The organism is Exiguobacterium sp. s192, assembly GCF_018618795.1.
GTDB lineage: Bacteria > Bacillota > Bacilli > Exiguobacteriales > Exiguobacteriaceae > Exiguobacterium_A > Exiguobacterium_A undae.
Genome location: NZ_JACSMS010000004.1, coordinates 138,127 through 151,456, shown reverse-complemented (window position 1 = coordinate 151,456; position 13,330 = coordinate 138,127). Strand labels below are relative to the sequence as shown.

Genomic DNA, 13,330 nt, shown 5'->3' with positions numbered 1-13,330 from the left:
TCTAACCATGAGGTGAAAACAATGAAAATTAACAAGCGTGGAAGAGGAAAGTTCAAGCCTCTTAGTAATTACGAAAATAGTGATATAAAAAATATCTTATTCGAAAAAATTTATGAAGAAACAAATTTAATCATTGAAAATAATGAAGAAGAAAGTTTCTTTAATACAATTAAGCGTTCAACTGATTCACATAGTGTAATCAGTCTCTTTTCGGGAGCTGGCGGTCTCGACTTAGGTCTTGAATTAGCTAGTTTAGTAAGCCTTCACGGAGAAGAGGCAGTTACGAAATCATTTAATTCTAAGGAAGAATTTAAAAAACTTATTGATAAAGGAACAGTAACAGAAACGATTTATTCTAACGATATCTTTAGAGAGTCTGCTATTACCTATAAAACAAATTTCCCTAATCAAGTGATCCAAGATTCACGTGATATTAGAAATATTAAGTACTTTCCAGACTGTGATTTAATACTCGGAGGGTTTCCTTGCCCAGGTTTTAGTTCTGCCGGTCCACGTTTAATTGATGATGAACGAAACTTTTTATATATTCATTTCATTCGAGCAATTATTCAAGCAAGTCCTAAGGTATTTGTCGCAGAAAACGTGAAAGGATTATTAACGCTTGGAAAAGGTGAAGTTGCAAAACAAATTATGGAAGATTTTGCTTCCGCAGGTTATAAGATTAAGTATCAGTTAGTAAATGCACGAGACTACGGTGTACCGCAATTACGCGAGCGTGTTTTTATTGTAGGAGTTCGGCAAGATGTAGATTTTGACTACAAATTTCCTGAACCGACACACGGTCCTTCTAGAGAAAATGAATATGTTACATTAGAAAATGCTATTTCAGATTTACCTGTAAATCCTTTAGATGTGTATAGTGGAGGATTTTCTTCCATGTACTTGTCAAGAAATCGAAAAAAAGATTGGACCGATCAAGCTTTTACGATTCAAGCATCAGGTAGACAGGCTCAACTTTGGCCGGGCGGAGAAAAAATGCTGAAAGTCGGTATTGATGAATGGAAGTTGATTGGGGAGAATCGGAGATTAAGTGTTAGGGAATCTGCACGAATTCAGACATTCCCAGATTGGTGGGAATTTCACGATGGTGAAAATATGAACACACAATTGAACAATCGTTTAGATAAGCAGTATAAACAGATCGGAAATGCAGTTCCTGTATTACTCGCACTTCGTATCCTTCAACCAATCACTGACTGGTTAAAGACTGAAGAAGTTATTAAAAATAATACAGAAAAACAACTTGAGCTATTTTAAAAGACAGGTGATTACTTCAGTATACCAATGAAGTATCACCTGTTTTTTACTTTATCAATCGTTCGCAAGATAATTTTAAGGAAGACCAACCATGGGAAGCACCAGAACTAAACTTAACACGAAGGCGAATTTCTTCTTGACCGGACATCCAAGATAGACGTGTTGTAGTCGAACTGGTTTGTTGTACTTCAACGGGTCCTTTTACCTGCAAATAGGAATGAATGCTACACATATTTTGTTGATAAAAAGAAATGACAGAAGTGTTCGTTCCAATCATGTTTCTTAGACCTGATTCTAATGAAGTTTGACTGGCTTTTTTTAAATGCTCAGTAATTTTATGAGATACGATTGAGAGTACTTCTTTCCTAGTCAACAGATCCGACTGATATTTTTCTTTGATTCGAGCAATATATAGTTGCATGTCATCATAAATATCAAAGTAATGATAGGATAAAATACTACCAACTCCCGGATTTTTGAGTGTCATCATCGAATTCCTCTTTTTTAAAGCTTTTAATGATAAAGGGATTTCAATATACGTATTTTTATAATTGATTGTAAAAATAACATCTGCGGTTTCGAGTTTATTTGATACATAACTATCCGCTACAAGTTGGACTTGCTGAATCGTGTAAAACTCTCCAAAACGCTCTTTTAGAAACACTGAAAGTGAATGATAAGTAGTTTCCGAACAAGTAATCAATTGTTCAAGCATTTCACTATTTAAATTTCCATAATGTTTTTCAAATGTACTGTGTATAATTTCAGCATCAACTATATTTATTGATGGATTTTTCTTGATGAACCGATAGATTAAGAGTGCTTCGTTACATCTACCAATTGCATTACTATTATTTGATGCAGGAACGTATGTATGACTATCTAATATATCTTCAAATGTATTTAAAAACTGATTGTTTATGCTCTCAAATTGTTGAGGGAGCTGCTCTGTTAAATGGATAGAAGAGGATAGTTTAGTTGCTAACTTGATTGACGAAGATAAAGAAGATTCAAATTTAAAACGTAATTCTAATTCAAAATCATCAATATAAATATAGATTGAAGAAGTGTTTTTCTTTAATAGATAAATGTTGTGAAATGATTTAAGTGTTTGTTGCTGCATTTCAACATGAATTGATTTATTAATATCTTGAATCGAGAGCACTTTGTACTCTTCAATGAGTGAGAGCTCCTTAAAACCATTAAAAATGAGAGAGTGGTTCGTGTTCAATAACTTAAGCAAAATGGAATAGCACTGATCACGAATACTTTCTAAAATCATTTTGCGATACTGTTTAGATTCTAGTTGATTTAGTTGTAGGAGACTCACTTGTTTTTTTAGATCCCGCTCCGATAAATAAAGATGCGGTAGGTTTTTTTGATCAAGAATGTATCGATATAAACGTTCACGCTCTTGATCAATAATGGAGTTTAACTGAATTTGTGCTTCAGGAAGGTTAAAGTATTTGTCTAGAAATGACTTTGCACCTGGATTTTTTGGTTGAATACTTCCTGTTTTTTTTAGTGAAAACAGATGAATGGGTATGATTCGATCGTTTTGATAAAGATAAAGATCAGCACGATGATCGAAGTTAGAAAACTCGAATTTGGATTGAACATCGGTTAAACCAGGAAATTGTGTAAATAAAAAATGTGCGGTCATCCAGCTTGGATCGTTTGTAGATGGATTACTCGAACTATTTTGGATTAAATGTTTTAAGTAAAGTGACACTTGCTTAGTATGTGTATCACCAGATGTTTTTTGTGTTTGGCCCACGAATAGTTTTCCTCCAATGTACTAAGAAAGTAGGTGAACGCTGTATGACACAGCAAAAAAATGTTCAATTAATAAAAAAACTAGTGAAAGAATGGTTGGAAGTCTTTGCTATTACAAATAACATACCATTATTAAAAGAAGGTGACCGTTTAATTTTAAATGAGAAAAAAATTGGTATTAGAGGATCTAAAGGTGGAGTCTCAACTAACCGTTTCGGAATACGTGAAACGAAAGAAAGTGATTATGACTATTTAATTTTTAGTGTGTCTGAACTAGAATTTCCCCAAACGATCAATGAATTGCAATTTGTATTATTGGAGCGTTCAAAACTAGTAGATTTAAAAAAGACTCTTGGAACATCTGATAAATCTTTTAAAATGGATAATCACTATAAATTTATAAACTTTGAAGAATTTAAAAGTGACTTTCAAAATAATATTCAAGAAAATATGGAATACTTCGTTGATGAAGTAGAACAACTAAATTCTTTTATCGAAGAACAGATGGCTACTTACGCTAGCGAATCATACGATGAAGGTACAAAGAAAATGATGAATCATTATATGTTAGAAAGAAACTCAACAGTAGTAAGAAAAGCGAAGGAAAAATTTGAAGAAATAAACGGTCGTTTGTTTTGTGAAATTTGTCATTTTGACTATTTTAGAGTTTACGGATCTCTGGGGAGCAGATATATCGAAGCGCATCATAAAAATCCTTTAGGTTTGAATGGTCAAACAACAACTAAAATAGAGGATCTAGCACTTTTATGTGCTAATTGCCACCGGATGATACATAGAATAATGAAAATCCAACCGGATGGTACGTATGAAACCTGGAAGGTAGTGTTACAAAAAGAAATCAATAATTAACAAAAACAGTAAGCTGAATTTTAAGAGTTCAGCTTACTGTTTTATTAAACGAGGAAGTATAAAGTAATCTTTAACCTGCCAACTCCACGACCGCTTCTAACGAAACGTTCACGTTACCCGCCAGTGCCCGGGTAATCATACACGAGCCTTCCGCTTTTTCGGCAAGACGGCGTGCTTTTGTCAGGTTCGCTTCTGTTGTGTCCGCCGGAAGAATCAATGTCGGTCGATGAATGATGGCGTCATAGGTGAAGACCCCATTCGTGACGTCGACGATTCCTTCCGATTCCATCGTCAAGGACACTTTCGGAATGTTGTTGCGCTCGAGCATCGCGGCCAGCGTGATGATGTAACATGTCGCTGCCGCCCCCAGCAACATTTCGTCCGGATTGGTTCCGACACCGGGACCGTCCATCGCGTCCGGAATCGAAATTTTCGTTTTCAGTTCACCTGTCTCGATCTGTCCGACATCATTCCGATTGCCGGGCCAGTCGGCTGTGAGATGAAAATGGTGTTTCATGAATAATCGCCTCCTTCTTTATTTATCATACGAGTCATTCGTCCGATTTTCGCTTAATTTGCTCAAACAAAACCACGCCAAGTCAAAATGGCGTGGTTTTGTTGGGTCAGCTAAAGATGTGATCGATTTGGCGGATTTCCTCTTCCGTCAATTCCACATCAAGTGTCCGGATTGTATCCGTGACTTGCTCAGCCCGTTTCGCACCTGGGATGATGGCATCAATACCGTCTTGTGCCAAATACCACGCGAGGACGATATGGGCTACTTCGGCATCTTTCGCTTCCGCGATCGGACGTAATAAGTCGACTTTCGCCAAGTTGTCTTTGAAAACATCCTCTTGGAACAACGGATCATTTTTCCGAAGGTCATCAAATTTCGTTTCGGCATCGTATTTTCCGGCAAGCAGACCGGCTGCGAGCGGGAAGTACGGGACAAACGAAATGCCGTGTTCCCGGATGTACGGAAGAATCTCTTTTTCGGCATCGCGCTTAAAGAGGTTGTACTCTCCTTGATAGACATCGATATGACCATCTTTGTTCGCTTCTTTTAATTGTTCGAGTGAGAAGTTCGAAACCCCGATTGCCCGGATTTTTCCTTCGGCTTTCAACTCGGCAAGTGCGGCGACTGCTTCGTCTTTTGGCGTCTGCTCGTCCGGGAAATGAATATAATAGAGGTCGATATAGTCTGTTCGCAGACGTTTTAAGCTGTCCTCAACCGATTGTTTTAAAAATTCAGGTGAGTTGTTCATGACGACATCTCCGTCGACCAGTTGGTGCGCCCCTTTTGTTGCAAGAATGACCTCTTCACGCTCCACCGTTTCACTCCAGACTTCTCCGACCAGTTCTTCTGAACGTTCCGGTCCGTAAATGTATGCGGTATCTAAAAAGTTGATTCCGTTCATTAAGGCGACGCGGACAAGATCCCGCCCTGCCTGTTCGTCGAGGTTCGGGTAGAGGTTATGTCCTCCAACCGCATTGGTCCCAAGACCGATTGGGTTAACCGTTAAATTAGATTTTCCGAGTTTGACTGATTTGTTCATCATTGACTCCTCCTTAAACGATATCGAGTGGCTCTTTTTTTGTAGGTGCCGGGAACGCTTCGTCGAGTGCAGCCAACTCTTCTTCGCTTAAATCGACCAAAGCGGCTTTCCCGTTTTCCTCCACATGCTGCGCTTGTCCGGCTTTTGGAATCGCGATGACGTCACCGCTTCGGATAGCCCAGGCAAGCAGGATTTGTGCCGGTTTGACGCCGTGTTCTTCGGCGAGGCGTTCGACAGTCGGATGGTCCAGCAACTGATCCCGTAAACTGCCGCCTTCAGCAAGCGGACAATACGCCATCACCGGTATCCCGTGTTGTTTGAGAAGCGGCATCAGCTCGTACTCAATTCCGCGTGAACCGAGATGGTACAGCACTTGATTGACGGCGCATTGATCGCCTTGATCGAGCGAAAGAAGTTCCTTCATGTCCTTGACATCAAAGTTTGAGACGCCCCAACGGCGAATTTTCCCTTCGGCTTTTAACTGTTCCAGTCCATCGATTGTTTCCTGTAGCGGAATACTACCGCGCCAGTGCAACAAATAAAGATCGAGATAGTCGGTGCCGAGGTTTTCGAGTGTCCGCTCGCAGGCGGTGCGTAACTTTTCCCCACCGGCATTATGCGGATAGACTTTCGAGACGAGAAACACTTCGTCGCGTCGCTCTTTGAGCACTTCACGAATCAGCTGTTCGGATGCACCTTCCCCGTACATTTCCGCGGTATCAATCAGTTCCATTCCGCTGTCGAGCCCGACATGCAACGCTTCGATTTCAGCCTGACGTTTCGTTTGATCTTCACCCATGCGCCATGTTCCTTGACCGAGTGCGCGTACGTGAGTCTGATCCGGAAGCGTGACGGTTTGTTGCTTCAGTGCTGCAAGTATGACGGTCCGTTCTGTCTCATTCATCTTTCTTCCTCCTTTTAAAAAAACACAATAGTAGGGTTTACCACTGATGTGGCAGAAAAAAACGTCTGCTTTCCAATGGAGGGAAAGCAGACGTGGCTACCAGTGTTCAAATAACGGTCCTTGTTTTCCATAAACGGGATCTGTTTGCGGCCGTTCGACCTGAGCAATCCGTTCCAAGTTCGCCGGCCGTTCGCACGGATCACCCGTCAAAGTATCGTAATCCTGACCGTTTGGGTACGCCCCGATGACTTTAAATTGTCGGCTGGTGTGCAGCGCCTTATGTCCCGTACCGGCAGGAAGAACGACGACATCACCGGCCGTCAGAGTAAAGGTTTTTCCGAGTGGTCCACCGAGTTGGATGCTGGCATGTCCTTCAAGAATACCGATGACTTCATGAGCGACGCTGTGATAATGATGGAAATCAAAAATGCCGTCGACCCAGCTATTCTGCCAATTGTGCGAATGAAAGGTGTCTTCGATGGAAGACGGATCGTCAAAGACATGACGATAAATCAGAACAGGTAGATCTGGGTTGTTTGGAATCTCGCCATCATCATCGAAATAAAAAATCTCGACCGTCATTTGAATGGACTCCTCTCTGATGTCAAAATGATACATTTTTTTACCCGAAATATAACTTCTTTAATCGTACAAGCATCTTAATGGAGAATCGAAAGGGAAGATGCTACTATACTTAAGTTAATGAAATTTTAGAGGAGGCTTTCCAATGATCGCCATTGAAGCAAAATTAGAAGTACAACCTGCAAAACGCCAAGAATTTTTAGAAGCGACGAAAACACTGATCGAAGGATCACGTATGGAAGCAGGCAATATCAGTTATGATCTCTTTCAAAGCATCGAAGACGAAAATGTCTTCATGATGATTGAGAAATGGGAAGATCAAGCAGCAATCGAATCACACAACACAAGTGCGCATTTCGGTCAGTTCGTAGCATTTGCTCAAACAGCGCTTGCGAAACCGTTAGATGTTCAATCTTTCAACGCCTAAGCAGAGAACGTCGTAAAACCTGACAATTGTCAGGTTTTTTTGTGGTTTCTGATAAAGAAAAACCAGTGAATAATATATTACAAAAAAATTAAATGACGAAATACTCTGTTATTTTTTCCATAAATAGGGCATTATCTCTTAAGAGAGTAAAATTTTAAAAGTAGGTCAGGAGGCAAACGAATGAACGAACAGAAACCACAGACAGACGCTTCTGCCCGGTCTTTCTTCAAGATGCCTCACACATATGCTATCATCATGGGAATTTTATTGATTGCAGTCATCTTGACGTATACATTACCGGCAGGACAGTTCGATCGGGAAAAACAGGACGGACAAACCGTTGTCATTGACGGTACGTATCGTGCGGTCGAGTCGGCTCCAGTCAACTTGTTTGGTTTGTTTGAAGCCATCCCGAAAGGAATGGAAGCAGGCGCTGCCATCATTTTCTACATCTTCTTGGTCGGTGGCGTCTTCGGAATAATCCGACAGACCGGGGCAATCGAGTCCGGCATCAATCAATTGATCAACCGATTTGGTCAGAAGGGACACATCATGATTCCGATGACGATGTTCGTCTTTTCGGTCGCCGGCGCAACGATCGGAATGGCGGAAGAAACGATCATCTTCGTTCCGATCGGCATTATGTTAGCACGTGCACTTGGATATGATGCGATGACGGGTGCCGCCATCGTCAGTCTCGGAGCAGCAGTCGGCTTTGCCGGCGGGATGTTGAATCCCTTTACGGTCGGTGTCGCGCAATCCATTGCCGAAGTGCCTCTGTTTAGTGGACTCGGTTATCGGACGGCAGTCTATCTTGTCTTTTTAGTCGTCACGATTCTGTATGTGATGAATTATGCGCAAAAAGTTAAAAAAGATCCGACGAAAAGTCTGGTTCATGATCTGGAACAACACCGCAAAGAAGAGACGACGACAACCTTTTCACGGTTCTCGAAAAAACATCTGTTTGTGCTGGTCGTATTGGTTGGCGGCATTACACTGAATGTCATCGGGATCTTCGAATGGGGCTGGTATTTGACGGAACTGACGGCATCATTCCTGATCATCGGTCTCCTTGCCGGAATTGTGACGATGGGAGTCAACCGGACGTTTGAGAGTTTGATTGACGGAGCGAAAGCGGTTACGTTTGGTGCTTTGATTGTCGGGTTCGCCCGGGCGATCGTCGTCATCTTAGAGGACGGTCGTGTCATCGATACCGTGATCTACGGTTTATCGAACGCCGTCGGACAGTTACCGACATCACTTGCTGTCATCGGTATGTATATCGTCCAATTGATTACGAACTTCTTTATTCCCTCAGGAAGTGGACAAGCAGCAACGACGATGCCGATCATGGCACCACTCGCTGATCTGCTCGGGATCGAGCGTCAGGTTGCCGTACTAGCCTTCCAGTACGGAGATGGATTGACGAATATGATTTTTCCGACAAGTGCCCACTTGATGGCGTTTCTAGCGATTGCCGGCATTCCTTATGAAAAGTGGTTACGGTTTGTCTGGAAATTGTTTGCGATTTGGATTTCGCTCGCCTGTGGTGCTCTTCTGCTCGCCGTTGTACTAGGGATTCAATGAAGCTTTACCTTCCGTTCGAAAGGGACGGAAGGTTTTTTGTGTGCAGGAAACGGGAATCCCTACGACGAACGGATAGTTATGACAATCAAGGGGGATTTTAGAACATGACATATTCAATCGTTGGGTATTGTGAAAAGGAACAAGCTTGGGGTGTAGCGGTTCAATCTAAATTTTTAGCGGTCGGCAGTGCGGTTCCGTTTGCGAAGGCCGGTGTAGGTGCGATTGCAACACAATCCTTTGCGAATACAGCCTACGGACCAGACGGGCTGCGGATGATTACGGAAGGCAAGTCGGCGGATGAAGTCTTGAAACGTCTGACGGAAGCGGACGAAGGGCGAGCGGATCGCCAGGTCGGAATCGTGGATGCCTCCGGTAAAAGTGCGACGTTCACAGGTGAAGGGTGCAACGACTGGGCGGGCGGAATCGCCGGGAAACACTTCGCGGCGCAAGGCAACATTTTAGTTGACGGCAACACAGTCAAGGAGATGGCTCGTGTGTTCGAGACGACGGAAGGACCGCTCGCGGAACGACTATTACGCGCACTGGCAGCCGGTCAAGCAGCGGGAGGGGATTCGCGGGGGATGCAGTCAGCCGCTTTGTTGGTCGTCAAAGAAGGTGGCGGATATGGTGGATTCAACGACCGGTACATCGATCTGCGGGTCGACGATCACACGAGTCCGATTCAGGAACTGGAACGGATTTATCAATTGCATACGCTGTATCTACAGCCAAGTAAACCGGAAGAAATCAAACCGATTGACGATGCGCTGGAGTCAGAAGTGATGGATAAGTTGCTCGAACTCGGCTACCGCGGTTCGTTCGACGAAGCATTCCGGACGTATTTGCATACCGAAAACTTCGAGATGCGGGAACAAAAAGACCGGTCGATTGATACCCGGGTCTTAGCATACCTTCGGGCCCAATAATAGAAATAAGGCTGACTCGACACGCGTCGAATCAGCCTTATTTTGTGTTCGGAATCATCCGGAAACCAGTTATGTCGAATGCGTGCGGACCGGTACTTTATAGCCGGTCGCGATAAACCGTTCGAGTTCAGGTTCGGACTTGGCATTCAGACCGACCGTTCCATCGCCTTTGATGGCGACATTTGCTAAGCGGATGTGCTCGATGCTTGGACCAATCGTAATGCCGTGTTTGGCAGAGTCCTCGATCCGGACGTCGATCAATCGGACATCCTCCGCCCGGTTGTCGCCCCCGAATATTTGAATATCCGTTTTGGCGCGTCGGAAACCACCCATCTTGACTTGGCTCAACGTCACGTTACGTGCTTTGTATTGAATCCCGATCACCGGTTGTTCCTGGTAATCATAATAGGGATCACCGAGCACTGTGAAGTCATGAATGACGACGTTCCGATAGGCGGAGACGATCAGGGCACGCGGCTTCGAATTTTGATACAGCGGCGTATACTGTGGTGTCTGGGCAATCAGACGTGTCGCGACGATATTGTAGGCGGTTTGCGATGTCGGATCGGTTGCTTGATGATGTCCGATATGCCGGAAGTTAAACGAACGATGGTCATCAACGGATAAGTGACCGACGATTTTAACGGTCGATGCGGCGGAAGACGTTGCGTGCGCTTTGATTTCAAGTCCGCCGAAACAACGTGTCGTCGCATTGTTGAACAACCAGACATCACGGGAACCGTCATCGATTTCAATCCCGTTTGAATTCGAAAAACCTGAAGCATGCGCCCGTCCGCTCGGATCACGCATAAAACAGTTTGAGATGAACAGATGATCGCTGTGATGGGTCGTGATGCCGTCGTCCCCAAAACCGGATCCCGTCAGTCCGTCGAACCAGATGAACGAACTGCTGAGGTTGGCGCGTGCACCGTCCCCGTTGTAATTGTAATAGGGGGTTGAGATATCAAAGCAGTGCAGACCCGGATTGACGGCATCGACGTCAAACACCCAACCGTACGTCACATGGGCATAGGTCAAACAACTGGAATGATTGCCCCACGTACTGCTCTTTTTCGCATCCCCGATCCGTTCGATGTTCCAATCCAGTGTCATCCGTTCGACGAGCAGATGATGGTTACCGAGTAAGTAGTTTTGATTCGTGATCAACCGGCGTCCTTTGGGAGCCGCATCGTGGAGCTTAATGATCGTCTGTCCTTTGCCGTCTCCAGTCAAAATCGTATAATTCGGCAGACGGATGCCGCGGACGAGATACGTGCCGGCCGGGACATGGACTTGGCGGTGTCCGTCAGCGAGTGCTTCCTTAAAGGCGAGTGTATCGTCCGTCACACCGTCCCCGACCGCTCCGTAAGCCCGGACATCAACCTTTTCAACCTGGCTGATCAATTGTTCAAATTCATACGTCAGCCGACCGAACCAACTTGGTCGGATTTCGTCCTGTTCACTGACAAAAGCCTTCGTCAACGGCAGAATATGTTTATCCCGATCCGTCAAAAAGAGCGGCGAAATCAAAGACCGGAGATAACGGCTCGGATGAGGTGTTCGACGCGGTGCAACGAACGGACTGTCTTTCATCAGTTGCTCCGCCCGAAGAACGGCCTCCCCGTTCGACTTCGTTTCGGTATATTCCGCAATCAATTGACCATTTTGATACGGATCATGTGTTTCATCTAATCTCAGCATCTGGAAACCCCTCTCTAAAAATCACTCTTTTCCTTTTCCCGTCCCCTTTCGGATTCAAGCCCCTTTCTGACAAAAACAAAAAATTCCGATAATTAGGATGGAACTCGTATATAATGGATAAAAATTACATTAAAGAGGTGGGGACATGCGCTTTCGAAGTCGGTTGTTCATTTTGATTGGTGTGGTCATTCTAGGGCTGGGTATCATGAAACCATTAGTTCAGGCAGGATACAAGACATTACAAACCGTTGAAGTATTTCCGGGGGGCGGTGCACAACAACAGTGTGTAAGAGAGTGTGAATCCAAACCTTTGACGTTTTGGTGGTCGTACCTGTTCAAGAAAAAAGAATTACCGCCTGGACAAGTTAAATATGGATATGAGACGAATGAACCGGTAGAAGGCGGAGGAAAACCACAAAAAGAAAAATTTATTTCCCTTGGATTTCATCCGTTTTCAAAAGGAGAAGGCGAAGAGGGCGAGAACGGCTTTCCGTATCTGCTGGTCGCAACCGGTCTCGCCGGTTTAGTATTACTGTTTCTGATCGGACGCCGTTTCCGAAAACGAAAGAAATGGGACAGTACTGAAGACGAGTTAGTACCACGTTCGGTTCGAATAAAAAAACGCCTGGGAGAAACGAATCCAGAAGAGGAACTTCCGCCTTTACCGGTCGAGCAGGTCCGGCAACAAGTCGTCTTGTTTAACCGTCAGCTCCCGCCAAAATTGAAACGCAGGGAGACCGAGTCGTTCCGGGAATGGTTCGAACGGATCGGTTTTCAACCGTCCCTTGAGTTACAACGGTTATATGAAATGGTGCGCTATGATCCGAATCAATCAACCGATGTGACGGTAACGGTATTAGTGGACATTGAAAATGATTTTTCCAGTTATCTCGGGCAACTCAAATGAAACCTTTCATAATCTCAGGACGTAATAAACACTAGAGCAGGATCAGGAAACGGGGGGCTGAACAATGTACTTAGCAGATGCCGTGAAATTAAAAAGTATCTTACGGAAACAACTCGAACAATTAGTCGAAGAAGTGGACCGGATTGCGTTCATTGATCTTGAAAAAGGGGAGGCTTTGCCGACCGGTCAAGAGCGGACGCTACTGGATGTCGAATCGGCGATGGATGAAGTTCGCCGGGATATGCGGACACTGGACCGGTTAGTTTATGCGGCGAACTTGTCGACGACGATCGAGACGACAGAAGGTGAAGTACCTCTCGTCGAAGCGATTGAACTGGCAACCCAACTCCGGGCAAAAGCCACACAGTTCCAAGAACTCGCCGCCCGTCCGAAACGCGAATTCCAATATGGATTTGAAGGGACGACCGTCATCCGGCATGCGTTGTATGATCCGGACGCCTACCGGATTAAAGCGCAGGAGATGGAACGGGCAGCACATCGGATTTCAAATGCGATCAATGCCGCCAATTACCGGACGGAAATTGATTTTGACGGTACACGTTACATGTAAGACTCTGGTCAGGTGAGACTCCTGATCAGGGACGGCGATTCTGACACAAACCTCTTCCAATAGGGAATTTCAACGGCCACGGCACACCCATGACCACTGACCGATGACGTTCTGACCTGTCACCAGTGACTACCTGCGGAAAAACGTTTCTTTTCGTCAGACGCCAAAAACCGTGAGTGCTTCGGCATTCACGGTTTTTTTGTATGAACAAAACGTATATAAAAGGTATGCCGATGACTGTGTTC

The 13,330-nt window shown here is 44.3% G+C and carries 13 protein-coding genes; 7 read left to right on the top strand and 6 right to left on the bottom strand.

All coding sequences use genetic code 11. The features are described from left to right. The first annotated feature begins 21 nt into the window (after positions 1-21). The gene (locus tag KNP87_RS09365) at positions 22-1,278 is read left to right on the top strand and encodes a DNA cytosine methyltransferase (RefSeq protein WP_035414001.1); all 1,257 of its coding nucleotides are present in this window, start codon (positions 22-24) and stop codon (positions 1,276-1,278) included. Positions 1,279-1,324: 46 nt separating this feature from the next. Here the strand turns inward: KNP87_RS09365 and KNP87_RS09360 are convergent, their stop codons facing one another. Continuing rightward, on the bottom strand, positions 1,325-3,055 hold the full coding sequence (locus KNP87_RS09360) for a hypothetical protein (protein WP_214721507.1): 1,731 nt from the start codon (positions 3,053-3,055) through the stop codon (positions 1,325-1,327). Positions 3,056-3,099: 44 nt separating this feature from the next. Between KNP87_RS09360 and KNP87_RS09355 the strand changes: the two genes are divergently transcribed. After that, complete coding sequence (locus tag KNP87_RS09355; RefSeq protein ID WP_214721506.1) at positions 3,100-3,924, top strand: HNH endonuclease; 825 nt, start codon at positions 3,100-3,102, stop codon at positions 3,922-3,924. A gap of 70 nt (positions 3,925-3,994) precedes the next feature. On the opposite strand, the gene KNP87_RS09350 is transcribed toward KNP87_RS09355, so the two are convergent. The 4 genes from KNP87_RS09350 to KNP87_RS09335 form a co-directional block, all read right to left on the bottom strand. Further along, entirely contained in the window at positions 3,995-4,441 is a 447-nt protein-coding gene (locus KNP87_RS09350; protein ID WP_026830441.1) for an OsmC family protein, read from the bottom strand. Positions 4,442-4,547: 106 nt separating this feature from the next. Further along, entirely contained in the window at positions 4,548-5,480 is a 933-nt protein-coding gene (locus KNP87_RS09345) for an aldo/keto reductase (RefSeq protein WP_214721505.1), read from the bottom strand. Between the two features lie 13 nt (positions 5,481-5,493). Further along, the gene (locus tag KNP87_RS09340) at positions 5,494-6,384 is read right to left on the bottom strand and encodes an aldo/keto reductase (RefSeq protein ID WP_028105419.1); all 891 of its coding nucleotides are present in this window, start codon (positions 6,382-6,384) and stop codon (positions 5,494-5,496) included. 96 nt (positions 6,385-6,480) lie between these two features. Further along, the gene (locus tag KNP87_RS09335; protein WP_026831679.1) at positions 6,481-6,966 is read right to left on the bottom strand and encodes a cupin domain-containing protein; all 486 of its coding nucleotides are present in this window, start codon (positions 6,964-6,966) and stop codon (positions 6,481-6,483) included. A 145-nt stretch (positions 6,967-7,111) separates the two neighbouring features. Here KNP87_RS09335 and KNP87_RS09330 point away from each other — a divergent pair, with 145 nt between their 5' ends. The 3 genes from KNP87_RS09330 (at position 7,112) to KNP87_RS09320 (ending at position 9,906) form a co-directional block, all read left to right on the top strand. Beyond that, positions 7,112-7,393: a putative quinol monooxygenase gene (locus tag KNP87_RS09330; RefSeq protein WP_026830437.1), complete on the top strand. Its 282-nt coding sequence runs from the start codon at positions 7,112-7,114 to the stop codon at positions 7,391-7,393. A gap of 180 nt (positions 7,394-7,573) precedes the next feature. Next, entirely contained in the window at positions 7,574-8,980 is a 1,407-nt protein-coding gene (locus KNP87_RS09325) for a YfcC family protein (protein ID WP_028105420.1), read from the top strand. Between the two features lie 104 nt (positions 8,981-9,084). After that, a complete protein-coding gene (locus KNP87_RS09320; RefSeq protein ID WP_026831681.1) occupies positions 9,085-9,906 on the top strand; it encodes a DUF1028 domain-containing protein in 822 nt (273 codons plus the stop codon). Between the two features lie 69 nt (positions 9,907-9,975). Here the strand turns inward: KNP87_RS09320 and KNP87_RS09315 are convergent, their stop codons facing one another. Continuing rightward, a complete protein-coding gene (locus KNP87_RS09315) occupies positions 9,976-11,607 on the bottom strand; it encodes a glycoside hydrolase family 55 protein (RefSeq protein ID WP_214721504.1) in 1,632 nt (543 codons plus the stop codon). Positions 11,608-11,752: 145 nt separating this feature from the next. Here KNP87_RS09315 and KNP87_RS09310 point away from each other — a divergent pair, with 145 nt between their 5' ends. After that, entirely contained in the window at positions 11,753-12,514 is a 762-nt protein-coding gene (locus tag KNP87_RS09310) for a hypothetical protein (protein WP_214721503.1), read from the top strand. A 64-nt stretch (positions 12,515-12,578) separates the two neighbouring features. Continuing rightward, the gene (locus tag KNP87_RS09305; protein WP_214721502.1) at positions 12,579-13,085 is read left to right on the top strand and encodes a hypothetical protein; all 507 of its coding nucleotides are present in this window, start codon (positions 12,579-12,581) and stop codon (positions 13,083-13,085) included. Positions 13,086-13,330: the final 245 nt, after the last annotated feature.

What these genes read in the sequence shown, in the direction of transcription:
- KNP87_RS09315 (WP_214721504.1), bottom strand. Translation starts at nt 11,607, where the DNA reads ATGCTGAGATTAGATGAAACACATGATCCGTATCAAAATGGTCAATTG.
- KNP87_RS09355 (WP_214721506.1), top strand. Translation starts at nt 3,100, where the DNA reads ATGACACAGCAAAAAAATGTTCAATTAATAAAAAAACTAGTGAAAGAA.
- KNP87_RS09335 (WP_026831679.1), bottom strand. Translation starts at nt 6,966, where the DNA reads ATGACGGTCGAGATTTTTTATTTCGATGATGATGGCGAGATTCCAAAC.
- KNP87_RS09310 (WP_214721503.1), top strand. Translation starts at nt 11,753, where the DNA reads ATGCGCTTTCGAAGTCGGTTGTTCATTTTGATTGGTGTGGTCATTCTA.
- KNP87_RS09325 (WP_028105420.1), top strand. Translation starts at nt 7,574, where the DNA reads ATGAACGAACAGAAACCACAGACAGACGCTTCTGCCCGGTCTTTCTTC.
- KNP87_RS09340 (WP_028105419.1), bottom strand. Translation starts at nt 6,384, where the DNA reads ATGAATGAGACAGAACGGACCGTCATACTTGCAGCACTGAAGCAACAA.
- KNP87_RS09365 (WP_035414001.1), top strand. Translation starts at nt 22, where the DNA reads ATGAAAATTAACAAGCGTGGAAGAGGAAAGTTCAAGCCTCTTAGTAAT.
- KNP87_RS09350 (WP_026830441.1), bottom strand. Translation starts at nt 4,441, where the DNA reads ATGAAACACCATTTTCATCTCACAGCCGACTGGCCCGGCAATCGGAAT.
- KNP87_RS09305 (WP_214721502.1), top strand. Translation starts at nt 12,579, where the DNA reads ATGTACTTAGCAGATGCCGTGAAATTAAAAAGTATCTTACGGAAACAA.
- KNP87_RS09320 (WP_026831681.1), top strand. Translation starts at nt 9,085, where the DNA reads ATGACATATTCAATCGTTGGGTATTGTGAAAAGGAACAAGCTTGGGGT.
- KNP87_RS09330 (WP_026830437.1), top strand. Translation starts at nt 7,112, where the DNA reads ATGATCGCCATTGAAGCAAAATTAGAAGTACAACCTGCAAAACGCCAA.
- KNP87_RS09345 (WP_214721505.1), bottom strand. Translation starts at nt 5,480, where the DNA reads ATGAACAAATCAGTCAAACTCGGAAAATCTAATTTAACGGTTAACCCA.